Genomic DNA, 22,962 nt, shown 5'->3' on the forward strand with positions numbered 1-22,962 from the left:
TCGGTGTGTCGGGGGCCGGGAGGGTGGAAGAACCGGGCGGGAGCGCCCGACGGCGGGAGCTTCAGTCGTGTCCGGCGCCCAGCACCGCGGCCAGGTCATAGCTGACCGGTTCCTCCAGCTGGGCGTAGGTGCAGGAAGCGGGCTCCCGGTCCGGCCGCCAGCGGACGAACTGGGCCGTGTGCCGGAACCGCGGCCCCTCCATGTGGTCATACTTCACCTCAACCACCCGCTCCGGCCGCAGCGGCGTGAAGCCCAGGTCCTTGCCCCCGCTCCACCGGCTTCCCTCGGCGTTGCGCGGCGTCCGGGCCCCTTCCTCCTGCCGGGCCGAGGCCCACGGGTGCTCGGAGAAATCGGTAACGAGCGGCTGGAGTTCTTCGAACAGTTCCTTCCGGCGCTGCATCGGAAACGCGCCCACCACGCCCACATTGGCGAGGACGCCGCCGTCGTCATACAACCCCAGCAACAACGAACCGATCCGGTCCGCACCGGAGCTGTGTACCCGGTACCCGGCGAGGACACAGTCGGCGGTGCGTTCGTGCTTGACCTTGAACATGGTGCGCTTGTCCGGCTGGTAGTGGGAGTCCAAGGCCTTGGCCACGATCCCGTCCAGGCCGGCGCCTTCGAACTGCCGGAACCAACGGGCCGCGGTGTCCCGGTCCCGGGTCGCGGCTGTCAGGTGCACCGGGGCGGAGCTGCCCGCAAGCATCCCTTCGAGCACCGCGCGGCGCTCCTCGAACGGGCGCCCAGTGAGGTCATCCTCGTCGAGCGCCAGCAGGTCGAAGGCAACGAAACTCGCGGGAGTCTGGGCGGCGAGCAGGCGGACGCGGCTGGCTGCCGGATGGATCCGCTGTTGGAGCGCGTCGAAGTCGAGCCGGTTCCCGGCCGCGCCGACCAAGACAATCTCGCCGTCGATCACGCAGCGCGGCGGGAGATTTGCTTTTAGGGACTCCACGAGTTCCGGGAAGTACCGGGTCAGGGGCTTTCCGTTCCGGCTGCCGATCTCCACCTCGTCGCCGTCGCGGAAGATGATGGAGCGGAAGCCGTCCCACTTGGGCTCGAAGCTCATCGCCCCCTCGGGCAGCGCGCTGACGGCTTTGGCCAGCATCGGCGGGATTGGAGGCATCAGCGGCAGTCGCATACGGCCCATTCTGGCGCGGCCAGCCGCACACGTCGACCCTGCAGCCGGGAAGGGCCGGGAAAACTAACCCACCGCTTACCGCACCGAAACGCAGCGGCAACATACGGGCAGGACACTGGTGTTGCCGGCAAGAGCAGGCACCAGCTCCAGTCCAGGAGGCCCGCCATGTTGAAAGAAGCCAAGGTCCAGATCACCCGCATCCGCGCCCTCGACCAGCTGCACCGCGGCGACGAGATCGAAGCCCGGCTGCGCGTGGGCCCCAACTACGACGACGTGGTGATCCGTCGCGGCAGCGTGCAGGAGACGGCGCCGGGGATCGGCGTCGTGTGGATCCTGGACCGGCAATCAGGCACCCGCAAGGCCGTCAACGCCGACGAGTGCAGCCTCTGGCGCGTGGCCTAGCCCGCTAGCCGCCGGCCACGGACTGGATGATCAGGACTTCCTGGCCGGGCATCACTTCCGTCCCCAGTCCCTGCAGCCGCCGGATTTCGTTCCCGTTGACGTATATATTCACGTAGCGGCGAACGGCTCCGGTTTCGTCCCGTAGGCGCCGGGACAAGGCGGGGAATTCCCCCGCGACCGAATCCAGCAACCATTGGACCGTCACGGCCCCCTCCGCGGGCGCAGTCAGGATGGACTGCCCGCCGGCCAGCGGTTGGAGGACGCTGGGAAGCAGCACATTGATGCCGGGCACGCGAAGCCTCAGGCGGACGCCGCGGCGGACTGCGCCGCCGCCGGCACTGGGGCGCCGGTCACCTGTGCGGCCCGCACGCACAGCACGTCGGGCAGGTGCGAGGCAACCTCGGTGAAGTGTTCGCCTTCGTCGGCACTGGCGTAGACACTGCCGCCGCGGGTCCCAAAATAGACCCCCGCAGGTTCGGCGCCGTCCACGCACGCCGCGTCGCGCAGCACGGCATTGAATTCGGACTCCGGCAGGCCGGCGTCGAGCCGCTTCCAGCTCGCGCCGGCATCGTCGGTCCGGTGCACGGCAAGCTTTCCGCCCGGCGGGATCCGTTCGCCGTCGGCCTTCAGCGGGATGACCCAAGCTGTGCCGGCACGGCGGGGGTGCGTCAGCATGACAAAGCCGAAATCGGCCGGCAGCCCCTCAGCGATGGATTCCCAGGTTTCGGCGTCGTCGTCGCTGCGGTAGACGCCATGGTGGTTTTGCGCGTACAGGCGGCCCTCGACGGCGGCATCCGCAGCGATCTTGTGTACACACTGGCCGAATTCGGGGTTGGGATCGGGCATGAAGTACGCCGAGATCCCCTTGTTCCGCGGCTCCCAGGAGGTGCCGCCGTCGAGCGAGCGGTACACGCCGCCGGTGCTCATGGCGACGTGCACCTTCTCGCCGTCGGGATGGACGACGATCGAATGTGCCGCGGCCCCTCCGTAGCCGGCACCCCATTCACTGCGGTGCGGATGGTCCCAGAGGCCCCGGTTGAGTTCGAAGTGTTCGCCGCCGTCGGTGGACTTCCAGACCGAGATCGGCTCGCAGCCGGCCCAGACGACGCCGGGGCGGGAATCGGCATCGGGATGTATCTGCCAAACGCGCTCCAGCGCGGCGTCGGTGCCCTCGGGGAAGCGGATGGCGCCGTTTTCCGGCTCGTTCCAGGTTTCGCCGAGGTCGTCCGAGTGGAAAACGGTGGGTCCCCAGTGTTCCGAGCGGACCCCGACCAGGATGCGGGTTCGGCCCCCACGCGTGTCGATTGCGATGCTGGGGATCTCACTCATCAGGAAGTGCGGGCCGGACAGGGACCAGTTTTGCCGGTCCGGGCTGCTGGCGAGCCAGAGCCCTTTTTTGGTGCCGATCGCCAGGACATAACTTTCTGCGGTAGCCATGCCCTACATGCAACCACCGCAGCCGGAGAGCCGCAATGGTTTTTCGCCAGTCAATCGACGAATTCGGACTGGGTTTCGATGAAGTCCCAGTCGGCGGCGCTCAGCACGCCGGACGGCCGGTCCGGGTGCGGCCCGCCGGCCTCGGCGATGCCCTGCAGCACCGGCAGGGGCAGCTCCTCGGCGCGCAGGTTATCCCGCAGCCATTCCTTGCTGGCGAGGTCCAGGTCCAACCACCACATGAAAATTTCCACCGCTGCCGCCCTTCCCGTCTGCTTCTCACGGTAGGCCCGCCGCCGGGGCCGATCAAGGGAGGAAGGCCCTAGCCGGACCGGCCGGCCCGGGACAACAATGAAGCATGCCCGCAGCGAGCATGAGTCCAGCCCCGCTGGTTGTCGGCGTCCTTCCGGGCCAGCCCCCGGAGGTGCTCGCGACGGCGGTGATGCTGTCCAGGAGCCTTTCCGCGCCGCTGGTCTGTGCCTACGTGGACGAGGCGAGCTATCTCGTGGAGTGGGACCCTGCCCGGTCAGCCCACCGGCTTTCGCTCCATCCGGAGGCCGACAATGCGGCGATCCAGGCGGCGACGGAACGCCTCCGATCAGAAGTCGCCGCGGTCTGCGACGTTCCCGGGGTGGAATGGAAGCTGCAGACCCTGGCCGGGGATCCGGCCCGGGCGCTGGGCCGGCTGGCTGCGGATGCGGACGCGGCCATGATCATCGTGGGCACTCCCGGAGCGGGGCTGGGCCATCGGCTCACTGCCGCACTCAACGGATCGGTGGCCGCCTGGCTCAGCCATCATCAGGACCGTCCGGTCCTGATCGTTCCGGCGCGGACCGCCGTTGACGGGGCCCGCCACGGCGGCTCCTGAATGGCCCGGGAAAATAAAGCGAAAGTAGTTATTCGAGGTGCTGGCGCATCGTTGCTACTGCCCCCTAAGGTTGTACTCGTAGACGGGAAACCGACTACCCCATAGCTGCTCCGGAGTGCGTATCCCCCAATAACGCACTCCGGAGCTCTTTAATTTCCGGACAATGTCCATTTCGGCCCCAGGTACCCCAGGTACCCCAGGAGGGTACTTGCAAGATACCCCTAGGGGGTATACCTTGATGGCATGAACGAGTCCGAAGCCTCCCTGACGCCGCCCCTGAAGGGCGCCGCGCACCAGCAGCACGGCTATTCCGCCAACAAGGACGCCTACCTCAAGCGGCTCAAACGGATCGAGGGCCAGGTCCGCGGCATAGCCCGGATGGTCGATGAGGACAAGTACTGCATCGACATCCTTACCCAGGTCGCCGCCGTCACCAAGGCCCTGCACGCCGTCAGCCTCGGGCTGGTGGAGGAACACATCGGCCACTGCGTCGTCGGGGCCGCCGCGGAGCCGGATCCGGAGCTTCGGGCCGAAACCATTGACTTCAAAGTGAAGGAGGCCACCGATGCCATCGGGCGCCTGCTGCGGTAGCGGCAACACCACTCACCACACCCCCACCAAGGAGCAAACCATGAGCACCGTTTCCACCACCGTCGAGGTGTCCGGGATGACCTGCGGACACTGCGTGTCCTCTGTTTCCGAGGAACTCGAGGCCCTGGCGGGCGTCGAGAGCGTCGACGTCGACCTCAACGCCGGCGGGATCTCCACCGTCACGATCACCTCCGACAAGGCACTCTCTCCCGCCGAGATCGGCGAAGCGGTAGCCGAGGCCGGCTACCTGGTGGTTGCCAACGAGGCCTGAGCCCGACGTCGGGCCGCCTCCCCCGCGGAGGACGGGCAGGACGAGCGAGCAGAACTTCACCGAACGCGATCGAGGGGCACATACCGTGAGCAACGCACAATTGCTGGACCAGCCGGGGAACCGGGTGATTGAACTCGATATCGAGGGCATGACCTGCGCGTCCTGCGTCGGCCGGGTCGAGCGCAAGCTCGGGAAGCTCGATGGGGTGCAGGCTTCGGTCAACCTTCCGCTGGAGTCCGCCCGGGTCAGCGTCCCGGCCAACATCAGCGACGAGCAAATCGCCGCGACCGTGAACGCCGCGGGCTACAAGGCCACGGTGCGGACCCCCCGGGAAGCCGCCCCGGCGGCCGAGGCCACCGCCGAAGGACCGGCGGCGAAACTGAAGCCCCGGCTGATGGTCGCGGCCGCCCTCACCGTCCCGGTCTTCGTGCTCTCGATGTTTCCTGCCGTCCAGTTCCCGAACTGGGGCTGGATCGCCGCCGCGCTGGCGTTGCCGGTGGTCAGCTGGGCGGCGTGGCCCTTCCACCGAGCCGCGGCGGTGAACGCACGGCATCTGTCCTCCACCATGGACACGCTGGTGTCGATCGGCGTAACGGCCGCCTTTGCGTTCTCGGCCTGGCAACTGCTGGCCGATCCCCGCCTCACCGAGCACCCGGGCATGGAGGGCATGGACTCCGCCGGCCTGTACTTTGAGGTCGCCTCCGTCGTCACCACCTTCCTGCTGCTCGGCCGCTATCTGGAGGCGAACGCCAAGCGCAAGGCCGGCGACGCGCTCAAGGCCCTGCTGGACCTGGGCGCCAAAGATGCCACCGTGCTCCGTGACGGCGCGGAATTCCAGGTCCCCGCGGACCGGCTCCGGGTCGGAGACGTCGTCGTCGTCCGCCCGGGCGAGAAGATCGCCACCGACGGCGTCGTCCTCGAGGGCAGCTCCGCCGTCGACGCCTCGCTGGTGACCGGGGAGTCGGTGCCGGTCGAAGTCGGCCCCGACAGCCCGGTCACGGGCGCCACCATCAACACCTCGGGACGGCTCCTGGTCCGCGCCACCCGCGTCGGCGCCGACACGACCCTGGCCCAGATGGGCCGGCTGGTCTCCCAGGCGCAGTCCGGGAAGGCCCCGATCGCCCGGCTCGCGGACCGCATCAGTGCAGTCTTCGTCCCGGTGGTCCTGGTGATCGCGGCGGTCACCTTCGGCGCCTGGCTGCTCGCGGCCGGCCCGTCCGTCAGCGACACCGAGCTCCGCGCCGCCTTCACGGCAGCCGTCGCGGTGCTGGTCATCGCCTGCCCGTGCGCCCTGGGACTCGCCACCCCGGTCGGCCTCCTCACCGGCACCGGCCGCGGCGCCCAGCTGGGCATCCTGATCAAGGGCCCGCAGGTGCTCGAGGACACCCGCACCGTGGACACCATCCTGCTGGACAAGACCGGAACAGTCACCACCGGCCACCTCGCCGTTGCCGGCACCCGCGCGTTTGCCCCCTTCGGCGACAGCGAGGTCCTGCGGCTCGCCGGCGCGGCGGAGGCCGCCTCCGAGCACCCGGTCGCCCGGGCCATTGCCGCGGCGGCGCTGACCGCAGAACGGGAGCACGACGCCGATGCGCAACTGCCCGCCGTCGCGGACTTCCACTCGGCCCCCGGCGGCGGTGTCCGCGGCAGCGTGGAAGGACGCCGCGTCACCGTGGGACGGTCCGGCTGGCTGCAGGAGAACGGCGTCGTTGTGTCCGGCCCGCACCAGACCACCCTGGCAGCCGCCGAGGACGCCGGAGCCACCGCCATCTGGGTGGCCGTGGACGGGGTTCCGGCGGGCATCATCAGCCTCCGCGACACCCTGAAGCCCGGCTCCGCCGCCGCCATCGCCCGGCTCCGGGACCTTGGGCTGCGGCCCATCCTGCTGACCGGGGACAACGCGGCGGTGGCCGGACAGGTGGCGGCCGCCGTCGGGATCCCGCCGGAAGACGTCTTCGCGGGCGTCCTGCCGGAGGGCAAGGTCGACGCCGTGCGGACGCTGCAGGCCGGCGGCGCCACGGTGGCAATGGCCGGCGACGGCGTGAACGATGCCGCTGCGCTGGCCCAGGCGGACCTGGGCATCGCGATGGGATCCGGCACCGACGTCGCCATCGAAGCGGCGGACCTGACCGTAATGGGCAACGACCTGGGGCAGGTTGCCCAGGCCATTGAACTGTCCCGCAGGACCCTGTCCACGATCAAGACGAACCTCTTCTGGGCATTCTTCTACAACGCCATCGGCATACCCGTGGCCGCACTGGGCCTGCTCAACCCGATGATCGCCGGCGCCGCAATGGCGGCCAGCTCCGTGCTGGTGGTGGCCAACTCCCTGCGGTTGCGCAGCTTCGGCCGCTAGCCCCATGGGGAGGGCTGCCCATCGACAGCTTTTTGTGGAACAGGGTAGGTTCGAAGCAATGGATCTTCCGGATCAGCCGGAGGCCGCTGGGGATGCCGAGAGTATTCGGGTCCGGTGAACTAAGGAGTTTTTTCAAATGGCTATTTGGGGTGCAGATGTTACTCAGCTCAAGACTCTTGGGACGAAGCTGCAGGCCGGTTCGCAGGAGATCGACAACCAGAGGACGCTGCTGACCAAGGTGCTGGCCGGCACCCAGTGGCTGGGGCCGGACGCGGACAAGTTCCGCAACGAGTGGAACGGCGAGCACGTTGCCGCCCTCACCCGGGTCTCCCAGGCGCTGCAGCAGGCCAGCCAGCAGGCCAACCGCAACGCCACCGAGCAGGAAAGCGCCTCCTCGCGCTAGGCCTGCCACTCGACGGAGCAGTTTCCCGATCAGCCCGGACGCACTCGCGTCCGGGCTGATCGTTTGTGCCGGCTGTCCAAGCGGGCCGGCATCCCCTTATTAGGGGACGGTCTCGACGTCGTTCGCGTGGTCGAGCTCGGCGGGCAGCGGGGCCCGGGTGCGCAATTCGTCCAGCCGGACCAGGACCACCCCGCCGACGATCAGCAGCCCGCCCAGGAGCTGGATGGGCCCGGGCAGCTCGCCCAGGAGCAGCCACGCCCAGATGACGGCGAACAGGACCTCGGTGAGCGAGACGAATGAGGCCACCTTGGAGCCCAGCGCCCGCGCCGCGACGACGCCGGATACGTAGGCGAGCACGGTGGCAAGGATGACCAGCCCGCCCAGCGCGACCCACCACGGCGTGACCCACGGGCCGAGCCGGGTGTCGGCCGTGCTGGCGGCCATCGGCAGCAGGCCCGTGGCCGCGGCCAGCCACATAACGAGCGCCCCCACCATGAGGCCGCCGGAAGCCAGCACGATCGGCGGCAACGTGTCGTTCTCCTTGGCGGTGATGAAGAAGTAGATGGCCAGGCAGACGGCCGCCGCGATGCCCCACAGCACGCCGACCAGGTCGATCTTTACGGCGCCGGTGAGGTCCAGCACCAGGACCAGGCCCGCGAGGGAAAGCAGGGTGCCTGCAATGGTGAGGGGCCGCGGCCGTCTCCGGCTGGCCACCCAAAGCCACAGCACGATGATCACCGGGGCCAGGTATTCGAGCAGCAGCGCCACACCGACAGAAAGCCGGGCGACAGCGTTGAAATAGAAGAGCTGGCACGCGGCGACGCCGATCAACCCGAACAGCAGGACGGTGAGCCAGTTGTCGCGCAGCTGGTGCCAGCGGCCGCGAAGGGCGACCGCAGCAGGGACGGCCAGCACCAGCGCGGCTCCGGTGAGCCGGGCGGTGACCGCGGCACCCGGGGTCCACCCGGTCTCCAGCAGCGCCTTGGCGAAGGAGCCGGAAATTCCGAACACCGCCGACGAGAACAGGGCAACCCCCAGGCCGGACGCCAAGAAGCCCGGAGCGTCCGGAGTTGCGTTTCCGGCACCGGGGATCTGGGGGCGCTTCTTGGCCGGAGCGGCGGCGGGGCGGCGTGCGGCAGACACGGGCGGCCTCCTGTCAGGAGTAAAGTTGGGTTATGGTCATGACAGTACGCTCAGGTGACGTAAGGAGTCAAGATGGTTTTTGCCCCTGACACGGAGATCGCGCTGCGGTCCGTGGCTGCCCTGATCAACACCGCAGCCAACGGGGAGGAGAAGCTCACCACCGTCGCGGACCTGGACCAATTCCTCGCGGCCGAGGGCTTCAGTGGATCCCGGACCCATGACGCCGCGGAACTGGCCAGCGTGCACCGGCTGCGTGCCGAGCTCGCCCGGCTATGGCTGGCGGATGAGGACACCGCCGTGGAGGCCGTCAACCGCCTGTTGGCCGAGGCGCGGGCACTGCCGCAGCTGAAGAAGCATGACGGCTGGGACTGGCACCTGCACGCAACCACTCCCGAGGCGCCGCTGGCCGACAGGATGAGCACCGAGGCCGCGATGGCGCTGGTGGACGTGATCCGCAGCAAGGAAATGGACCGGATGCTGGTCTGCGCGGCCGACGACTGCGACGCCGTCGTGCTGGACCTGAGCCGGAACCGATCGAAGCGCTACTGCGACACCGGAAACTGCGCCAACCGCGCGCACGTCGCGGCCTACCGGGCGCGGAAAGCGGCGTCCTAGCCGTTGCGTGCTGGCGCGGGGCGGTCGCCCTGCAGGTGGGGGCTAGCGGAGCTCGCTGCCGGGCTCGCGGGTCTCGGCGTCGCGGGCCGGGTCAGCGGCAGGGCTGTCAAAGGAGGCAGCCGGCCGCTTGGAGCTGAGGTTGACGCCGGAGCCCTTGCCCAGGTGTTCGGCATTGTCCTTGTAGCTCATGGAGAGCATGGCTGCGATCACGAGGGTCACAATGAACGCGATGCCGGCACCGGTGAAGGCCAGGTCGAAGCGGGGCGACTTTGCGCTGCCCCCGGAGGCGAAGATCAGGACGGCGAAGAAGGCCAGCACTGCCCAGAAGGCGGAGAACATGAGCGGCCCCTTGACCGAGGTCCGCAGGCTGCGGCGTTCTCCTGATTTCTGCTCTGCCAAGGTGCTTTCCTCCTGCCGCCAGCGCCGGATTGGCGTGGCAGTTCCGATACCGCGGTTGTTCTACGCAGGGTAGAACCTGTTCCTACTAGTTTACGGCCTCGGCGGCTGCGCCCCGCGCATCGTGCCGCAGGGTCAGGCCGGCCAGGGTCCACAGCACCCCGCAAATGATCGCGCCGCCGCCGGCCACACCCAGCAGCGCATGCGGGCCGAGATCAATGAAGAACGGCAGGGCAGCCGCGGTTCCCAGGCCGATGACGCCGGAGGCGATCCAGTCCCGCGCCAGGACCGAGCGGCGCCGGGCGGCCAGGCCCAGGTAGAACTCGGCGGCGCCCGCAAGGCCCAGACCCAGGGCGCCGATGACGCCGAACACCAGATTGCCGGCGAGCAGCGCCACCGCTGCGCCGGTTCCGGTCAGGACCGCCCCGGCGGCGGCCAGGACCTTGGCAGTCCGGCCCCCGTGCGCCAACCCGGTCTTCTTGACACTCCAGAGCAGCACCAACCCGGTGGCCAGCAGGTAAAGGCCGCCCGTCCAGCCCATGCCGGCAACGGATGGCGCGGCCCAGAAGACGGTCACGGCGCCGAAGACCAGCGCGACGGCGGCCCGGAGCAGCACGGGCTTCCACACGTCCGGGGCGGCGGGCAGGGCAGTCGAAGCGTGGGAGTTTGCGGGGAGAGTCACCCGCCCAGTTTAGTGGGTGGCTCAGTGGGCGCCGAGCAACATCCACCGGTCCGTGCGTGCCCGCAGGCCGAGCGTGACGGCGCGGGCCAGCATGTAGCCCAGCGAGAAGGCGGCCCACAGCCAGAGCAGCGCCGCACCGCCGCGGGCCCCGGAGAGCCCGACCGCCAGCAGCAGCGGCAGGTAGACGGCAAGATTCACGACGCCGGCAATCGCCAGGTACCTCGCGTCCCCGGCGCCGATCAGCACGCCGTCGAGGACGAAGACGAAGCCCGCGATCGGCTGCCCGGCGGCAAGCACCCAAAGGGCGAGCGTGAGCGCGGACTGGACCCCGGCATCGGCGGTAAACAGCTGCCCCGCCCACGGCGCGGCCGCGGCCAGGAGCAGCCCGGTCAGTACCCCGAAGCCGAGTCCCCAGCGGGTCATGGTGCCGGTGAGCTGCCTCGCCGCCGCCGGGTGCGAGGCGCCGAGTTCCTTGCCGATGAGGGCCTGGGCGGCGATTGCCAAGGCGTCGAGGGCGAAGGCCAGGAAGGTGAAGACGGTCATCGCGAGCTGGTGGGCGGCCAGGTTCACCGGCCCCTGTGCAGTGGCGACCAACACCGTGGCGAGGATCGCGATTCGCAAGCTGAGGGTCCGCAACATCAGCCAGGAGCCCACCTTGGCCAGGGCCCGGATGCCCCGCCAGTCCGGGAGCAGGGACACGCCGTGGTTGCGGGCATTGCGCTGCACCATGACGACGTAGACCAGGGCCATGGCCCACTGCGCGATGCTGGTGCCCAGGGCCGAGCCGGTGACTGAGAGCCGCAGGCCGTAGACCAGGAACAGGTTCAGCACAATGTTGGCGGTGAAGCCGGCTGCGGCCACGGCCAGCGGGGTCCGGGTGTCCTGCAGCCCGCGAAGCACTCCGGTGCCGGCGAAGATGAGCAGCATGGCCACCAGGCCCGGCATGGACCACCGCAGGTAGTCCACCGCAAAGGACCGGACCTCACCGCGCGCGCCCATCAGCTCCAGGAGCGGTTCAGCTGCGACGAACCCCGCCGCGGCCAGGACCACGCCCAGCACCAGGGCCAGCCAGACGCCATCGCGGCCGGCCGCAAGCGCCTTTGGCAGCTGGCCGTTGCCGATCGCGCGCGCCACCGCGGGGGTGGTGGAGTAGGCGAGGAACACCATCAGGCCCACCGCGGTATGCAGCACCGCCGATGCCAGCCCCACACCGGCAAGTTCGGCCACGCCCAGGTGGCCAACAATCGCCGAGTCCGCGAGCAGGAAGAGCGGCTCGGCGATCAGCGCCCCGAAGGCGGGAACGGCCAGGCGCAGGATTTCACGCCGTCGGACTGCTGGCGGCGTGAGGGTTGCGGGAGTCAGGGCGGGTGTCGGCACGGATCCACCCTAGCGGCGTCGCACGACTACGCATTAGTTGACTTTTCAACTAAAGGTGGCCAGAGTTTAAGTTGAATCTTCAACTAAAGCGGCTGACCCCTCCCATTGCCCCCAGCCCCGCTTGCCCGACGTCAGAACGGTATGCCCATGAACCAGCCCACGCTCACCACCACGGCCCGCACGATCCTGCGCCTCGTCACCGGCTTCCTTTTCGCCGCACATGGCTGGCAGAAATTCAGCGAGTTCACCATCCCCGGAACCCAGGCCGCCTTTGCCCAGATGGGCGTCCCGGCTGCCAACATCGTGGCGCCGGTTGTTGCCTCGCTGGAACTGGCCGGCGGGATCGCGCTGATCCTGGGCGTGCTCACCCGCGTGTTCGCGCTGCTGCTGGCGGTGGACATGCTGGGCGCGTTCTTCCTCGTTCATGCCCCGGCGGGAATATTCGTTGCCTCGGGAGGCTACGAACTGGTGCTCATCCTCGCCGCCGCGGCGCTGGCCGTGGCGCTGGTCGGCGCAGGCAAGGTCTCAGTGGACGGAGCCCTCTTCGGCCGCTCCGGCTCCAAGCTCAGCGCCTTGGCCTAGGAACCGCTACTCCAAAGCGTTCGACGGCGGGCGGTCACCTTCGGGTGGCCGCCCGCCGTCGTCTCCGGCAGCGGGGCGGGTGCGGGTGGCGCCGTGTGTGGCGGCCGGCGCCGGCTTTGTGTCATCACCCCGCGCCCGTTCGCCGCTCCCTCAGTACACTCGCTTCCATGAGTGAGACTTCCGCCAACGCCGTCACCCTGCGCTTTCTGGCCGCGCCCACGGACGTGGGCCACAGCGGCTCGGTGGACGCCGGGACAGTCCTGGAATGGGTGGACAAGGCGGCCTACGCGGCCGCCGTCGGCTGGGCCAAGTCCTATTGCGTGACCGCCTACGTGGGGAACATCCACTTCGCGGATCCGGTCAACAGCGGCGACATGGTCGAAGTAACCGCCACCATCGTCTACACCGGCCGGTCCTCGATGCACATCCGCACCGTGGTCTCCTCCGGCGATCCCAAGGGCGGACCGGCCACGATGCGCAGCCAGTGCCTGGTGATCTTCGTGGCAGTGGGCGAGGACGGCAAGCCGATTCCCGTGCCGCAGTTTGAACCGCGGACTCCGGCGGAAGTCGAAGAGCGGGAGCACGCACTGGCGAGGATCAAGGTCCGCGAGGACATTGTCGAGGCCATGAGCGGGCAGGAGTACACCGACGCCGGCACCGCCGAGCGCGTGACGTTGCGGTTCATGGCCGCCCCCACGGATGTGAACTGGGGTGGCAAGGTTCATGGCGGAATCGTCATGAAGTGGATCGACGAGGCTGCCTACGTCTGCGCCTCGCGCTACTGCGGCATGGACACCGTGGCGGTTTTTTCCGGCGGCGTCCGGTTCTACCGGCCGCTGCTGATCGGCCACCTGGTGGAGGTGGAGGCCCGGCTGGTCTACACGGGGACGAAGGGCATGCACATCGCCGTCCACGTCCGTTCCGGGGATCCCAAGGGGCACGAGCTCAACCTCACCACGTACTGCCTGACCGTGATGGTGGCCCGCGATGAGAGCGGCACCTCAGTTCCGATCCCGCAATGGGTGCCGGTCTCCGAGGAGGACAAACGGCTGCACGCCCACGCGCGCGAGCTGCTCGAGATCCGGGGCAAGGCGCCGGGAAACCGGCTGCCCAACCACCTGCTCCAGTAGCCCGCTCCTTTAGAAGCCGCCTCCGCCGGCTGCGTCCCCCGCCATATTGGCGAAGCGGGAGTAGTGTCCCTGGAACGCAACCACGATGTCCTTGGTGGGGCCGTTACGGTGCTTGGCGATGAGGATGTCCGCCTCGCCGGCGCGCGGGGATTCCTTGTCGTAGACGTCCTCGCGGTGCAGCAGGATGACCATGTCGGCGTCCTGCTCGATGGAACCCGACTCACGGAGGTCGGAGACCATGGGGCGCTTGTCCTGGCGCTGCTCGGAGCCACGGTTCAGCTGCGACAAGGCGATCACCGGAACCTGGAGTTCCTTGGCCAGCAGCTTCAGGGCGCGGGAGAATTCCGAAACTTCCTGCTGGCGCGATTCAACCTTCTTACCCGAGCTCATGAGCTGCAGGTAGTCGAGGATGACCAGCTTGAGGTCGTGCTGCTGCTTCAGCCGGCGGCACTTGGCGCGGATTTCCATCAGCGACATGTTGGGGCTGTCGTCGATGAACAGCGGGGCGTCGTTCATCCGGCCCATGGTGGTGGCGATCTTGGACCACTGCTCGTCCTTGATGGTGCCCTTGCGGAGGTCCTGCAGGCCGATCGTGGCCTCCGCGGACAGCAGGCGCATCGCGATCTCGTTCCGGCCCATTTCGAGGGAGAACATGACGGTGGCAAGGTTGTTCTTGATCGCCGCGGAACGGGCGAAGTCGAGGGCAAAGGTGGACTTACCGACGGCGGGGCGCGCGGCGATGACGATCATCTGCCCGGGGTGCAGGCCATGGGTCAGCTCGTCGAGCTCGTAGAACCCGGTGGGGACACCCACCATGCCTTCGCCGCGGTGTCCGGACGCTTCGATTTCGTCCACGGTCGATTCCATGACGTCCTTGAGGACGACGTAGTCCTCGGCGGTGCGTCGTTCGGCCACGGCGTAAACCTCGGCCTGGGCCTGGTTGACCAGGTCCTCCACCTCGCCGTCCTGCCCGTAGCCGAGCTGGACGATCTTGGTGCCGGCGTTGACCAACCGGCGCAGGACGGCCCGTTCTGCCACGATTTCGGCATAGTAGCCGGCGTTTGCGGCGGTGGGTACGGTCTGAATCAGCTCGTGGAGGTAGGCCGGGCCGCCGATCCGGTTGATTTCGCCGCGCTTGGTCAGCTCATCCGAGACGGTGACGGCATCGGCGGGTTCACCGCGGCCATACAGGTCGATGATGGCTTCATAGATGGTCTCGTGCGCCGGGCGGTAGAAGTCCTGGCCGCGGAGGATCTCGACGACGTCCGCAATCGCATCCTTGGAGAGCATCATGCCGCCCAGCACGGACTGCTCCGCCGGGATGTCCTGCGGCGGCTTGCGGCTGCCTTCGGCTCCCCGAGTGCCCTCGACCGAGTCCAGATGCGTAACTGACAAAACTGCCGTCCTTCATTGTGTGCCGGCGGAAAATTTTCCACCGGCGGCCCTGAGGCCATGTGTTGTACTGCCGTGCTGAGTTGTACTGCCGTGCCGTGTTGTTGCCGTGCTGCGTTAGTGCCCTGCCGTGTTGCTGCCTTGCCCGGGGGCTGCCGCGCACTATGGGCGCCGTTCCGGGGCGGGGCCGCCCGGGTGGTCCGGCTGGCCTCCCTTGCATCAGTTCTAGCGCCAGCGACCGACATTTTGTCCCGCACCCGGAGGTGGTGACGCCCCGGCGCCGGGGTGGCCTGCACGCTGCGGCGGCGTCCAGATACCGGTGCCGCCAACGAGGTCTCCCGCTACGTTATCCCCCGATTCGGCCCGCACCAACCCGCCCTACCGGCCTTCCTGTGGATAACTTGTGGACTAATCCCCCCAGCTTGTGCACAGCCTGTGGGAACCCCTGTGGATAGAACAAATTTTTCATCCCAGATAGGCCTCTGACGTGCGGAAACGTAGGAATTTTCCTGTGGATGAAAAAGAATTCTTCACAAGGTTCATCCACAGCTTGCAGCCCGCGGCTGGGGATAGTGCGGAGTTTGAGGGCCACAGAACGGCTCAAATATGCGAATTATGTGATGCTCGCCACTCGGAGAGGGGCGAATTGACGGACTTCGTCGCGGCTTGTATGCGGGACCCAGAATATGCTGTGGATAACTGTTATCTGGCATAAGCTGTGGCCATGGGCGATGTCTTGATAGTCATACTGCCTGCCCTCATCCTCGCTGGCGTGCTGTGGGCGGTCTCAGCGGCACTGAAACCGCGCAATTTCGGCATCTCCGATGCGGAGCGCTACCAACTGGAACTGGCCATGCGATCCCGCGCCCACTACGAGGCTCAGGTCAAGGCAGCCACGGCGGCCCGCGCCCGGGTGGATGCAGCCACCCGCCCAAGCCAGAACGAACAGCAGCAGTCCCAGCAGGCCGAGCACGCCCGCGCGGCCTCGCAGGGCAGCGGCAGTGCCTTCAGCGACCGGAGCCAGCCTGGCTACCCCGGCGCGGTCCTGCCCGGCGGCCAGTTGAACCCCCAGTTCACGCTCCAACTGCAGTCCCTGGCCCGGTCCGGCCACAAGGTTCAGGCTATTAAGCTGCTGCGCCAGGCCACGAACACAGATCTTTTGACCGCTAAGAATTACGTAGATCGGCTGTAGTCCATGGAAGCCCTGCTAGTCCCCCTCCTGATCCTCGTGCTCGTCGGCCTCGGCGTCGCACTTGCCGCCCGCGCCATCGGGCGACGCCGGCCGCGCACGCCGCAGGACGCGGCCCCTCAGCCCGTCCGGAACTCGACCGAGCTCGCCCGCGCCGCGGCGGCCCGGCTGGACCAGGAGCAACACCGGCGCCTGTACGCCCTGATCGCCCAGGGGCAGGCGATGGCCGCGATCAAGCTGTACCTGGAAGCCACCGGCGAGGGACTTCGCGCGTCGCGGGACGCAGTAGGGGCCCTGGCTGCGCACCCCCAGCCGTATCGGCCCCCGCAGGCGCCCGAGCAGCCCGCGCACGACGACGATGACGACGCCCCGCAGCGCTTTTCATACCGGTACCGCGCGATCGCCAGCAAAGGCGATGTCACGCGCGAGGTGAGCAGCAACATGCTGAACGACGAGATCTACGGACGGATCCGCACGCTGGCCAAGAGCGGCGACACGGAGGCGGCGGCAGCCACGCTCACCCGCCACTCGGACATCTCGCTCAAGCAGGCCCGGGAGTTCATCGCCCTGCTCGAAGATTAGGCGCAGTCCCGGCCGGGCGGCACTAGAAGTCGAACAGCTCGCCCAGCCAGCCTTCCTTCTTCTTGGGCCGGCGGCGGTCATCGTAGCGGGGCTGGTCATAGCGGGGACGGTCCCGGCGTTCGTCGTGGCGGCGATCGTCGTAGCGGCGTTCATCCGGCCTGCGGTCGTCCCGGCGCGGGTTCGGGGCGTGAAGAGGCGGGATGTGAAGAGGCGGGGTGTAGAGCGGCGGCGGGATGTGTCCCGGCGGGGTCGGCGCCGGGGCAGGGGTCGCTGCGGCAGCGGACCCGGCGGAGGCGCCGGCGGAGGCGCCGAAGCCCTCCGCCGCACGGTCGATGATCTTGTCGAGCTCGCCGCGGTCCAGCCACACGCCACGGCATTGCGGGCAGTAATCGATCTCCACGCCGCTTCGTTCGCTCATTACCAGGTCTACGGAATCCACAGGGCATTTCATGTCCCGAACAACGAACCCCGCGCAGAATTAGTTCGGGCCGGAGCGCTGGGCAGGCACGGGCCGGCCCGCGTCAGCCGCCCCAGCGGCAGCGGGTCCTAGCTGCGGCCGGAGATCCCCGCGAGCAGCTGCTCAAACGGCAACGACTCCAGCGGGGCCTGCTGCGGCCGCGGCTGAGCGCCGTCGAGCAGGGCGGTGAACTCCCCCGCCGCCCGCTCAACCCTCGCGGAGAGCGGTGAAGCGCCGTCGCCCGCCGTTCCCCAGTCCTGCGGGCCGGCGAAGACGCCGGTGGCCGCCATCCGGGTGCGGAGGTAGCTGAAAAGCGGACGCATTGCGTAGTCCAGCACCATTTGATGACGGTCGGTGCCCCCGGTGGCGCCCAGCAGGACGGCTTTGCCCTCGAGTGACTTGGGATCCAGCACGTCGATGAAGGACTTGAAGAGCCCGCTGTACGACGCGCTGAAGACGGGGCTGACCGCGATGATGCCATCAGAGGCTTCCACGCCGGCGATCACCTCGGCCAGGCGGGGCGCAGCGTAGCCGGTTACAAAGTTGTGGGCGATCTCAACGGCCAGGTCACGCAGCTCGACGACGTCGACCGTCACGGCATGGCCCGCCGCGGCGAGCTGGCGTTCGGCGGAAGCGGCCAGTTGGTCCGCGAGCAGGCGGCTCGACGACGGTACGCCGAGTCCGGCGGAGATAACGGTAATGCGGCGGCTTTCCACGGTGTGCTCCTGTAGCTGGTCCACGGTTTCGGTATTTATATGCATTTGCATCTACCTATAGAAGCCGGGACCTGCCTGCTTTATTCCCTCCGCCGTTGCCCCCCACACTGCAGCCCGCAACTCAGAGGAGGACGAATCCCTCGATACAGCTCACGGAGTTCCCGCCGACCCAGACATCGTCACCGGTCGCCTCGATGTGGACCCGGCCGGCACGACCCAACACCGTCCCCTGAGCCGCGAGGTAGGACCCTGGCGCCCGGCCAGTACCGATCAGCCACTGAGCCGCGCCGGCGTTGAAGCTTCCGGTGACGGGGTCTTCGGCGGCCGCGTCGCCGGGGATAAAGGTGCGGACCTCGAAGTCCGGCCCGGATCCAGCGGGGTGGGGGCCGATCACGCCGACCTTGAGCCCGGCCATTGCCGGGTAGTCGGGCCTGATGGCGAGCACCCGTTCGGCGGATTCCAGCAACACCCCGATCCATTCCGGGCCGTTGACGAGCCAGGAGGCGTCCAGGAGTTCCTGCCGAGGCATCCTTAGGCCAGCCGCTATGCGGGCGAGGTCCGCCTCGGCCACCGGGCCCGAACGGGTCAGCGGCGGGGCCGCGAAGGCCAAGCGGCCGCCGTCGCGCTTCACCCGGACCAGCCCGGCAGCGCATTCCTGAACCAGCTCGCCGTCCCGCTGCGGGACGCCGCCCGCTTCAAGCCAGGCATGGGCCGAGCCGAGGGTTGGGTGGCCGGCGAAGGGAAACTCTTCGCTGCCGGTGAAGATCCTGACCCGGTAGTCGGCCCGGGGATCGGTGGGCGGCAGCAGGAATGTGGTTTCCGAGAGGTTGGTCCAGTTGGCGAACCTCTGCATGGCGTCGGCGTCGAGGCCCTCCGCGTCGAGGACGACCGCCAGCGGGTTCCCGCGGTACGGTTCGGCGGAGAAGACGTCGACCTGGGAGAAGGGGCGGAGTCGGGGTGCACTGTTCTCGGTCACTGCCGCAGGCTATCACCGGTGCCGGCTCCGCGGGCCAGGTGCGCCCAGCCCGGAGTTTGCGGCCCGGAATTATGGGCTTGGAGTTAACGCAGAAGGCCCCCGCGTCCGGCTTCCCAAGGGAATCCGAAGGCGGGGGCCTTCCGGCAGTTCAGTCAGTCCGAGGACTACTTGCCTGCAACTACGTCGAGTTCGATCACAGCGGAAACGTCGTCGTGCAGACGGACGTTCGCCTGGTAGGAACCGGTCGACTTGATGTGAGCCGGCAGTTCCACCTTGCGCTTGTCGATGCGGCCGAGGCCAGCGGCCTCAACAGCGTCGGCCACGTCGGCCTGCTTGACGGTGCCGAACAGGCGTCCGGTCTCGCCAGCCTTGACGACGAGCTTGACCGGCTTGGCCTGCAGTGCAGCGGCCTGCTTCTGAGCGTCTTCCAGGGAAGCGTGCTCGCGGGCAGCGCGGGCAGCCTTGATGGACTCAACCTGCTTCTCGCCACCCTTGGACCAGGTCAGGGCGAAGTTGCGGGGCAGCAGGTAGTTACGTGCGTAACCGTCCTTGACCTCGACAACGTCGCCAGCAGCACCGAGACCGGTTACTTCGTGGGTCAGAATGAGCTTTGCCATGTTAGTTAATCCCTTCCTTAGCCGCGGCCAGCGCCGGAGTAAGGCAGCAGAGCAACTTCGCGGGCGTTCTTGATTGCCTGTGCGATCTTGCGCTGTTCCTGCACCGTGACGCCGGTGACGCGACGGGCGCGGATCTTTCCGCGGTCGGAGATGAACTTGCGCAGCAATGCTACGTCCTTGTAGTCGATGACAGTGATGTCAGCGGCCTTCAAGGGGTTGGACTTTGGTTTGGGCTTACGGAGTTCAGCCTTAGCCATCGTGGAGCTCCTATTCGATGGAGCCCGTGGATATTGATCCACGGGATGGTGGTGATCCGCGGCGGTCGTCGCGGGGCTGCCGTGCGGCTGCCTCGCGGGTCCCGACGTCGGACCTTAGATGTTGTTTAGAAGGGAGGTTCGGAATCCGGGCCGTTGCCCCAGCCGCCGCCAGCGTTGCTGACCCCGGGCGTGGCCCAGGGATCGTCCTGCTGTGCGGGCTGGTTGCCGCCCCAGTTTCCGCCGGAGTTGCCGCCCTGGTTTCCACCAGAGTTGCCCCCGAAACCGCCGCTGTTGCCGCCGCCGAAGCCGCCCTGTCCACCCTGTCCGCCGGAGCGCTGGGTGCGGTTGACCTTGGCATTGGCGTAGCGCAGGCTGGGGCCGATTTCGTCGACCTCAAGCTCGATAACGGTGCGCTTCTCGCCTTCCTTGGTTTCGTAGGAACGGCTCTTCAGGCGGCCGGAAACGATCACGCGCATGCCCTTGGTCAGGGACTCGGCGACGTTTTCGGCTGCTTCGCGCCATACCGATGCGCGGAGGAACAGGGTTTCCCCGTCCTTCCACTCATTGGACTGGCGGTCGAAAGTGCGGGGCGTAGAAGCGATGGTGAAGTTCGCTACTGCCGAACCTGACGGTGTGAACCTCAGTTCGGGGTCATTGGTGAGATTACCGATGACCGTAATAGTGGTTTCGCCTGCCATCTACTGCCTCCTTGTTCGTTCCTGCGGGGTTAAAGATTGAAGGGTGGAGCTGAATTACTCAGCAACGACCTTCTGCTCTTCGGGGCGGGTGATCTTGGTGCGCATGATGGTCTCATTGAGACTCAGCTGGCGGTCAAGTTCCTTGGCGGTAGCCGGCTCAGCGGTGAAGTTCACCACGGCGTAGATACCTTCGGACTTCTTCTGGATTTCGTAAGCCAGTCGACGGCGGCCCCAGATGTCAACCTTTTCGATGGTTCCACCATCGTTGGTGATGACGTTCAGGAACTTCTGAAGCGACGGCTCAACGGTACGCTCTTCGACCTCGGGGTCGATGATTACCATCAATTCGTAAGGACGCATATGTGAACCCACCTCCTTTGGGCTAAGCGGTTACGGCATTTCCGTAACAGGAGGTTCATTTGCGGTGCTTGTGCCTTGCATTGCCCCCCGGAACGGAGGCAGGACGCAGCACAGACTTCAATAGCTTAGTGCATCCGGGCCGGTTTCAGCGATTTTCTCCACCGCCACCTTAGATTCCGCGGCGCCGCGCGCGAAAGCTTCCCGGCACCGTTGTGGATAACGGCACGGACGCTTGTGCCATGATCGGGGAATGAGCACCGGGTCCACCTCGCATCCCCTCACTTCTCCAGTCCACCGCAGCCGGCTGCGCTTCGCTGTGATGCTGCTGGCGGGGCTGCTCGCCGCCGTGGCTTCAGGCCTGTCCGGCCATTGGGTGGAGGCCCCGGCCATCGGCTGGAGCAGTGCCGCCCTCACCTACGTGCTCTGGGTCTGGATTGTGATCGGCCCGCTGGACGCCGCCGAGACCCGGGGCCACGCCACCAACGAAGATCCGTCCCGCCGGGTGACGGATCTGATGATCCTCGCCGCCAATGTCGCGAGCCTGGCGGCCGTGGCCGCCGTCGTGCTCGACTCGCACGCGAACAGCGGCGGCTCCCGCCTCGGCGGCGGCCTGCTGGCCCTGGCCTCCGTGGCACTGTCCTGGATGCTGGTGCAGACGCTCTTTACGGTCCGGTACGCCGGGCTCTACTACAGCACGGAGCCGCGGGCCGGGGCGGCGGTGGGCGGCATCGACTTCAACCAGGACGAGCCGCCGCAGTACACCGACTTCGCGTACCTTGCCACCAGCCTGGGCATGACCTACCAGGTGTCGGACACCGCCCTGAAAAACCATGCGATCCGGGCCGAGGCGCTCAAGCACAGCCTGTTGTCCTACCTGTTCGGCACCGTCATCCTGGCCGCCACCATCAACCTCGTGATCGGCCTCGCCGCCTCCTAGGAGGGAGCTACGCAGCCGTCCGGAAGAACAGCTCCGTGACCGTTGCCAGCCGGTGCGGGTCCTCGACGCCGCACAGCTCGCGGGCCGAGTGCATCGAGAGCAGCGGCACGCCGACGTCGACCGTCCGGATCCCCAGCCGGGTGGCGGTCAGCGGGCCGATCGTCGAGCCGCAGGGCATTACGTTGTTGGAGACGAACTCCTGGTACGGGATCCCGGCGTCGGTGCAGAGCCTCGCCCACAGTGCCGCGCCGGCCGCATCCGTGGCGTAGCGCTGGTTGGCGTTGATCTTAAGCAACGGACCGCCGTTCAGTGCGGGGCGGTTGGCCGGGTCGTGGCGTTCGGCGTAGTTCGGGTGCACAGCGTGACCGGCGTCGGCCGAAACGCAGAACGACGCCGCGAACGCCTGCCGCCGCTGGCTCGCCGTCGCGCCCAGCCCGTCGGAAATCCGGACCAGGATGTCCTCGAGAACCGGGCCGCAGGCACCGGAGCGCGAGGCGGAGCCGATTTCCTCGTGGTCGAAGGCGGCCAGCACGGCGATCGGACCGTCCGCCGGCACCTCACTGTCGGCGTGCGCGATCAGTGCGGCGAGGCCGGCATGCGTGGCGGAAAGGTTGTCGAGGCGCCCCGAGGCGAAGAACTCACCCTTTGCGCCGAAGACCGCGGGTGCCTGCGTGTCGGCGACGACGACGTCGTAGCCGCCGATCTGCGCTGGATCCACCGTGGCCCCGGGCACCCGAGCCGCCAGCAGGCCCAGGACGTCCGCGTCGGCCGGGTCGCCCAGACCGAAGACCGGGTTCATGTGCTGTTGCTTGTCCAGGGCCAGGCCCTCGTTGACGGCGCGGTCCAGGTGGATGGCCAATTGCGGGAAGCGCAGCAGCGGGCCGGTGGCGGTCAGGTGCTGGGTGCCGTCCAGCATCACCAGGCGGCCGGCGAGCTGGAGTTCGCGGTCCAGCCAGGAGTTCAGCAGGGGACCGCCGTAGACCTCGACGCCGGCCTGCAGCCAGCCGAACTTGCCGGTGGTGGGCTTGGGCTTGAGCTTGAAGGACGGGGAGTCCGTGTGCGCGCCAAGGATGTTGAAGCCGGTGGTGGGCCCGGCGCCGGTAGGAGTCACCCAGGCGATCAGGGCGCCGTCGCGGATCACGTAGTGCTTGCCGGCCGACCCTGTTTCGGCGTCGTTCCACTGCTGCAGTTCGTCGAGGGCGGTGAAACCCGCTTCGTCCAGCCGCCGGGCGGCCTCGTGGACGGCGTGGAAGCTCGACGGCGACGCGCTGACATACGCGCCGAGGTCCTGGATGTGGTCTGCGGCTGTGGCGGAGGAAGGCATGGCTCCGAGTCTAGCGCCGGAGGTACGCAGGTACGCGGGACAGCAGCATGCCCACCCCCGGTGTCCGGG

General features: G+C 67.9%; 29 protein-coding genes. 12 read left to right on the forward strand and 17 right to left on the reverse strand.

Going from position 1 to position 22,962, the window contains the following annotated elements; all coding sequences use genetic code 11:
* Positions 1–61 precede the first annotated feature (61 nt).
* Positions 62–1,138: an ATP-dependent DNA ligase gene (locus AC1DK9_RS12870; RefSeq protein ID WP_476916170.1), complete on the reverse strand. Its 1,077-nt coding sequence runs from the start codon at positions 1,136–1,138 to the stop codon at positions 62–64.
* A 165-nt stretch (positions 1,139–1,303) separates the two neighbouring features.
* Here AC1DK9_RS12870 and AC1DK9_RS12875 point away from each other — a divergent pair, with 165 nt between their 5' ends.
* The gene (locus tag AC1DK9_RS12875; RefSeq protein ID WP_476861470.1) at positions 1,304–1,540 is read left to right on the forward strand and encodes a hypothetical protein; all 237 of its coding nucleotides are present in this window, start codon (positions 1,304–1,306) and stop codon (positions 1,538–1,540) included.
* Positions 1,541–1,544: 4 nt separating this feature from the next.
* On the opposite strand, the gene AC1DK9_RS12880 is transcribed toward AC1DK9_RS12875, so the two are convergent.
* From AC1DK9_RS12880 to AC1DK9_RS12890, 3 genes are read right to left on the reverse strand one after another with little or no spacing between them, the layout of a single operon-like run.
* Positions 1,545–1,832, reverse strand: a complete 288-nt coding sequence (locus tag AC1DK9_RS12880; protein WP_476861469.1) for a MoaD/ThiS family protein — start codon at positions 1,830–1,832, stop codon at positions 1,545–1,547.
* Between the two features lie 8 nt (positions 1,833–1,840).
* Entirely contained in the window at positions 1,841–2,977 is a 1,137-nt protein-coding gene (locus tag AC1DK9_RS12885) for a WD40/YVTN/BNR-like repeat-containing protein (RefSeq protein WP_476861468.1), read from the reverse strand.
* A gap of 50 nt (positions 2,978–3,027) precedes the next feature.
* Positions 3,028–3,228 carry a hypothetical protein gene (locus tag AC1DK9_RS12890; protein WP_476861467.1) on the reverse strand — a complete coding sequence of 67 codons (201 nt, stop codon included), beginning with the start codon at positions 3,226–3,228 and terminating at the stop codon, positions 3,028–3,030.
* 104 nt (positions 3,229–3,332) lie between these two features.
* On the opposite strand from AC1DK9_RS12890, the gene AC1DK9_RS12895 reads away from it, so the two are divergent.
* From AC1DK9_RS12895 to AC1DK9_RS12915, 5 genes are all read left to right on the forward strand, one after another.
* Entirely contained in the window at positions 3,333–3,842 is a 510-nt protein-coding gene (locus AC1DK9_RS12895) for a universal stress protein (RefSeq protein WP_476861466.1), read from the forward strand.
* A 243-nt stretch (positions 3,843–4,085) separates the two neighbouring features.
* Positions 4,086–4,433 carry a metal-sensitive transcriptional regulator gene (locus AC1DK9_RS12900; protein ID WP_476861465.1) on the forward strand — a complete coding sequence of 116 codons (348 nt, stop codon included), beginning with the start codon at positions 4,086–4,088 and terminating at the stop codon, positions 4,431–4,433.
* 40 nt (positions 4,434–4,473) lie between these two features.
* Positions 4,474–4,704 carry a heavy-metal-associated domain-containing protein gene (locus AC1DK9_RS12905; protein WP_175323461.1) on the forward strand — a complete coding sequence of 77 codons (231 nt, stop codon included), beginning with the start codon at positions 4,474–4,476 and terminating at the stop codon, positions 4,702–4,704.
* 85 nt (positions 4,705–4,789) lie between these two features.
* A complete protein-coding gene (locus AC1DK9_RS12910; protein WP_476861464.1) occupies positions 4,790–7,060 on the forward strand; it encodes a heavy metal translocating P-type ATPase in 2,271 nt (756 codons plus the stop codon).
* A 136-nt stretch (positions 7,061–7,196) separates the two neighbouring features.
* Positions 7,197–7,463, forward strand: coding sequence for a hypothetical protein (locus tag AC1DK9_RS12915; protein ID WP_476861463.1), 267 nt, complete (start codon positions 7,197–7,199; stop codon positions 7,461–7,463).
* Positions 7,464–7,562: 99 nt separating this feature from the next.
* Here the strand turns inward: AC1DK9_RS12915 and AC1DK9_RS12920 are convergent, their stop codons facing one another.
* On the reverse strand, positions 7,563–8,555 hold the full coding sequence (locus AC1DK9_RS12920; protein WP_476861595.1) for an EamA family transporter: 993 nt from the start codon (positions 8,553–8,555) through the stop codon (positions 7,563–7,565).
* A 123-nt stretch (positions 8,556–8,678) separates the two neighbouring features.
* On the opposite strand from AC1DK9_RS12920, the gene AC1DK9_RS12925 reads away from it, so the two are divergent.
* Positions 8,679–9,221, forward strand: coding sequence for a CGNR zinc finger domain-containing protein (locus tag AC1DK9_RS12925; RefSeq protein ID WP_476861462.1), 543 nt, complete (start codon positions 8,679–8,681; stop codon positions 9,219–9,221).
* 42 nt (positions 9,222–9,263) lie between these two features.
* On the opposite strand, the gene AC1DK9_RS12930 is transcribed toward AC1DK9_RS12925, so the two are convergent.
* From AC1DK9_RS12930 to AC1DK9_RS12940, 3 genes are all read right to left on the reverse strand, one after another.
* On the reverse strand, positions 9,264–9,620 hold the full coding sequence (locus tag AC1DK9_RS12930) for a hypothetical protein (protein WP_476861461.1): 357 nt from the start codon (positions 9,618–9,620) through the stop codon (positions 9,264–9,266).
* 85 nt (positions 9,621–9,705) lie between these two features.
* Positions 9,706–10,299 (reverse strand): hypothetical protein, encoded by a 594-nt coding sequence (locus tag AC1DK9_RS12935; protein WP_476861460.1) that lies wholly within the window; start codon positions 10,297–10,299, stop codon positions 9,706–9,708.
* Positions 10,300–10,320: 21 nt separating this feature from the next.
* Positions 10,321–11,676 carry an MATE family efflux transporter gene (locus AC1DK9_RS12940; protein WP_476861459.1) on the reverse strand — a complete coding sequence of 452 codons (1,356 nt, stop codon included), beginning with the start codon at positions 11,674–11,676 and terminating at the stop codon, positions 10,321–10,323.
* Positions 11,677–11,823: 147 nt separating this feature from the next.
* Between AC1DK9_RS12940 and AC1DK9_RS12945 the strand changes: the two genes are divergently transcribed.
* Positions 11,824–12,258, forward strand: coding sequence for a DoxX family protein (locus AC1DK9_RS12945; RefSeq protein ID WP_476861458.1), 435 nt, complete (start codon positions 11,824–11,826; stop codon positions 12,256–12,258).
* A 167-nt stretch (positions 12,259–12,425) separates the two neighbouring features.
* The gene (locus AC1DK9_RS12950; RefSeq protein ID WP_476861457.1) at positions 12,426–13,388 is read left to right on the forward strand and encodes an acyl-CoA thioesterase; all 963 of its coding nucleotides are present in this window, start codon (positions 12,426–12,428) and stop codon (positions 13,386–13,388) included.
* Between the two features lie 9 nt (positions 13,389–13,397).
* Here the strand turns inward: AC1DK9_RS12950 and dnaB are convergent, their stop codons facing one another.
* Positions 13,398–14,783: a replicative DNA helicase gene (gene dnaB, locus AC1DK9_RS12955; protein WP_476861456.1), complete on the reverse strand. Its 1,386-nt coding sequence runs from the start codon at positions 14,781–14,783 to the stop codon at positions 13,398–13,400.
* 721 nt (positions 14,784–15,504) lie between these two features.
* Here dnaB and AC1DK9_RS12960 point away from each other — a divergent pair.
* On the forward strand, positions 15,505–15,972 hold the full coding sequence (locus AC1DK9_RS12960) for a hypothetical protein (protein WP_476861455.1): 468 nt from the start codon (positions 15,505–15,507) through the stop codon (positions 15,970–15,972).
* 3 nt (positions 15,973–15,975) lie between these two features.
* Entirely contained in the window at positions 15,976–16,551 is a 576-nt protein-coding gene (locus AC1DK9_RS12965; RefSeq protein ID WP_476861454.1) for a hypothetical protein, read from the forward strand.
* A 22-nt stretch (positions 16,552–16,573) separates the two neighbouring features.
* On the opposite strand, the gene AC1DK9_RS12970 is transcribed toward AC1DK9_RS12965, so the two are convergent.
* The 7 genes from AC1DK9_RS12970 to rpsF all read right to left on the reverse strand — a co-directional run bounded on the left by AC1DK9_RS12970 (position 16,574) and on the right by rpsF (position 20,632).
* The gene (locus tag AC1DK9_RS12970; protein ID WP_476861453.1) at positions 16,574–17,002 is read right to left on the reverse strand and encodes a TFIIB-type zinc ribbon-containing protein; all 429 of its coding nucleotides are present in this window, start codon (positions 17,000–17,002) and stop codon (positions 16,574–16,576) included.
* 95 nt (positions 17,003–17,097) lie between these two features.
* Positions 17,098–17,724, reverse strand: coding sequence for an FMN reductase (locus tag AC1DK9_RS12975; protein WP_476861594.1), 627 nt, complete (start codon positions 17,722–17,724; stop codon positions 17,098–17,100).
* Between the two features lie 121 nt (positions 17,725–17,845).
* A complete protein-coding gene (locus tag AC1DK9_RS12980; RefSeq protein ID WP_476861452.1) occupies positions 17,846–18,700 on the reverse strand; it encodes a PhzF family phenazine biosynthesis protein in 855 nt (284 codons plus the stop codon).
* 164 nt (positions 18,701–18,864) lie between these two features.
* The gene (gene rplI / locus AC1DK9_RS12985; protein ID WP_175323062.1) at positions 18,865–19,317 is read right to left on the reverse strand and encodes a 50S ribosomal protein L9; all 453 of its coding nucleotides are present in this window, start codon (positions 19,315–19,317) and stop codon (positions 18,865–18,867) included.
* Between the two features lie 17 nt (positions 19,318–19,334).
* On the reverse strand, positions 19,335–19,574 hold the full coding sequence (gene rpsR, locus AC1DK9_RS12990) for a 30S ribosomal protein S18 (protein ID WP_003800144.1): 240 nt from the start codon (positions 19,572–19,574) through the stop codon (positions 19,335–19,337).
* A 125-nt stretch (positions 19,575–19,699) separates the two neighbouring features.
* Positions 19,700–20,272 carry a single-stranded DNA-binding protein gene (locus tag AC1DK9_RS12995; protein ID WP_476861451.1) on the reverse strand — a complete coding sequence of 191 codons (573 nt, stop codon included), beginning with the start codon at positions 20,270–20,272 and terminating at the stop codon, positions 19,700–19,702.
* A gap of 54 nt (positions 20,273–20,326) precedes the next feature.
* Entirely contained in the window at positions 20,327–20,632 is a 306-nt protein-coding gene (gene rpsF, locus AC1DK9_RS13000) for a 30S ribosomal protein S6 (RefSeq protein ID WP_056736825.1), read from the reverse strand.
* Positions 20,633–20,882: 250 nt separating this feature from the next.
* On the opposite strand from rpsF, the gene AC1DK9_RS13005 reads away from it, so the two are divergent.
* Positions 20,883–21,569, forward strand: a complete 687-nt coding sequence (locus tag AC1DK9_RS13005; protein ID WP_476861450.1) for a DUF1345 domain-containing protein — start codon at positions 20,883–20,885, stop codon at positions 21,567–21,569.
* A gap of 7 nt (positions 21,570–21,576) precedes the next feature.
* Here the strand turns inward: AC1DK9_RS13005 and AC1DK9_RS13010 are convergent, their stop codons facing one another.
* Positions 21,577–22,893, reverse strand: a complete 1,317-nt coding sequence (locus AC1DK9_RS13010) for a M18 family aminopeptidase (protein WP_476861449.1) — start codon at positions 22,891–22,893, stop codon at positions 21,577–21,579.
* Between the last annotated feature and the right edge of the window lie 69 nt (positions 22,894–22,962).

The sequence above is a fragment of the Arthrobacter sp. 01T414 genome (genome assembly GCF_056398965.1).

Excerpts from the sequence above, each read along its gene's own strand:
- AC1DK9_RS12870 (WP_476916170.1), bottom strand. The coding sequence starts at position 1,138 with ATGCGACTGCCGCTGATGCCTCCAATCCCGCCGATGCTGGCCAAAGCC.
- AC1DK9_RS12875 (WP_476861470.1), top strand. The coding sequence starts at position 1,304 with ATGTTGAAAGAAGCCAAGGTCCAGATCACCCGCATCCGCGCCCTCGAC.
- AC1DK9_RS12885 (WP_476861468.1), bottom strand. The coding sequence starts at position 2,977 with ATGGCTACCGCAGAAAGTTATGTCCTGGCGATCGGCACCAAAAAAGGG.
- AC1DK9_RS12895 (WP_476861466.1), top strand. The coding sequence starts at position 3,333 with ATGCCCGCAGCGAGCATGAGTCCAGCCCCGCTGGTTGTCGGCGTCCTT.
- AC1DK9_RS12900 (WP_476861465.1), top strand. The coding sequence starts at position 4,086 with ATGAACGAGTCCGAAGCCTCCCTGACGCCGCCCCTGAAGGGCGCCGCG.
- AC1DK9_RS12905 (WP_175323461.1), top strand. The coding sequence starts at position 4,474 with ATGAGCACCGTTTCCACCACCGTCGAGGTGTCCGGGATGACCTGCGGA.
- AC1DK9_RS12915 (WP_476861463.1), top strand. The coding sequence starts at position 7,197 with ATGGCTATTTGGGGTGCAGATGTTACTCAGCTCAAGACTCTTGGGACG.
- AC1DK9_RS12925 (WP_476861462.1), top strand. The coding sequence starts at position 8,679 with ATGGTTTTTGCCCCTGACACGGAGATCGCGCTGCGGTCCGTGGCTGCC.
- AC1DK9_RS12945 (WP_476861458.1), top strand. The coding sequence starts at position 11,824 with ATGAACCAGCCCACGCTCACCACCACGGCCCGCACGATCCTGCGCCTC.
- AC1DK9_RS12950 (WP_476861457.1), top strand. The coding sequence starts at position 12,426 with ATGAGTGAGACTTCCGCCAACGCCGTCACCCTGCGCTTTCTGGCCGCG.
- AC1DK9_RS12960 (WP_476861455.1), top strand. The coding sequence starts at position 15,505 with ATGGGCGATGTCTTGATAGTCATACTGCCTGCCCTCATCCTCGCTGGC.
- AC1DK9_RS12965 (WP_476861454.1), top strand. The coding sequence starts at position 15,976 with ATGGAAGCCCTGCTAGTCCCCCTCCTGATCCTCGTGCTCGTCGGCCTC.
- AC1DK9_RS12970 (WP_476861453.1), bottom strand. The coding sequence starts at position 17,002 with ATGAAATGCCCTGTGGATTCCGTAGACCTGGTAATGAGCGAACGAAGC.
- rplI (WP_175323062.1), bottom strand. The coding sequence starts at position 19,317 with ATGGCAAAGCTCATTCTGACCCACGAAGTAACCGGTCTCGGTGCTGCT.
- rpsR (WP_003800144.1), bottom strand. The coding sequence starts at position 19,574 with ATGGCTAAGGCTGAACTCCGTAAGCCCAAACCAAAGTCCAACCCCTTG.
- AC1DK9_RS12995 (WP_476861451.1), bottom strand. The coding sequence starts at position 20,272 with ATGGCAGGCGAAACCACTATTACGGTCATCGGTAATCTCACCAATGAC.
- rpsF (WP_056736825.1), bottom strand. The coding sequence starts at position 20,632 with ATGCGTCCTTACGAATTGATGGTAATCATCGACCCCGAGGTCGAAGAG.
- AC1DK9_RS13005 (WP_476861450.1), top strand. The coding sequence starts at position 20,883 with ATGAGCACCGGGTCCACCTCGCATCCCCTCACTTCTCCAGTCCACCGC.
- AC1DK9_RS13010 (WP_476861449.1), bottom strand. The coding sequence starts at position 22,893 with ATGCCTTCCTCCGCCACAGCCGCAGACCACATCCAGGACCTCGGCGCG.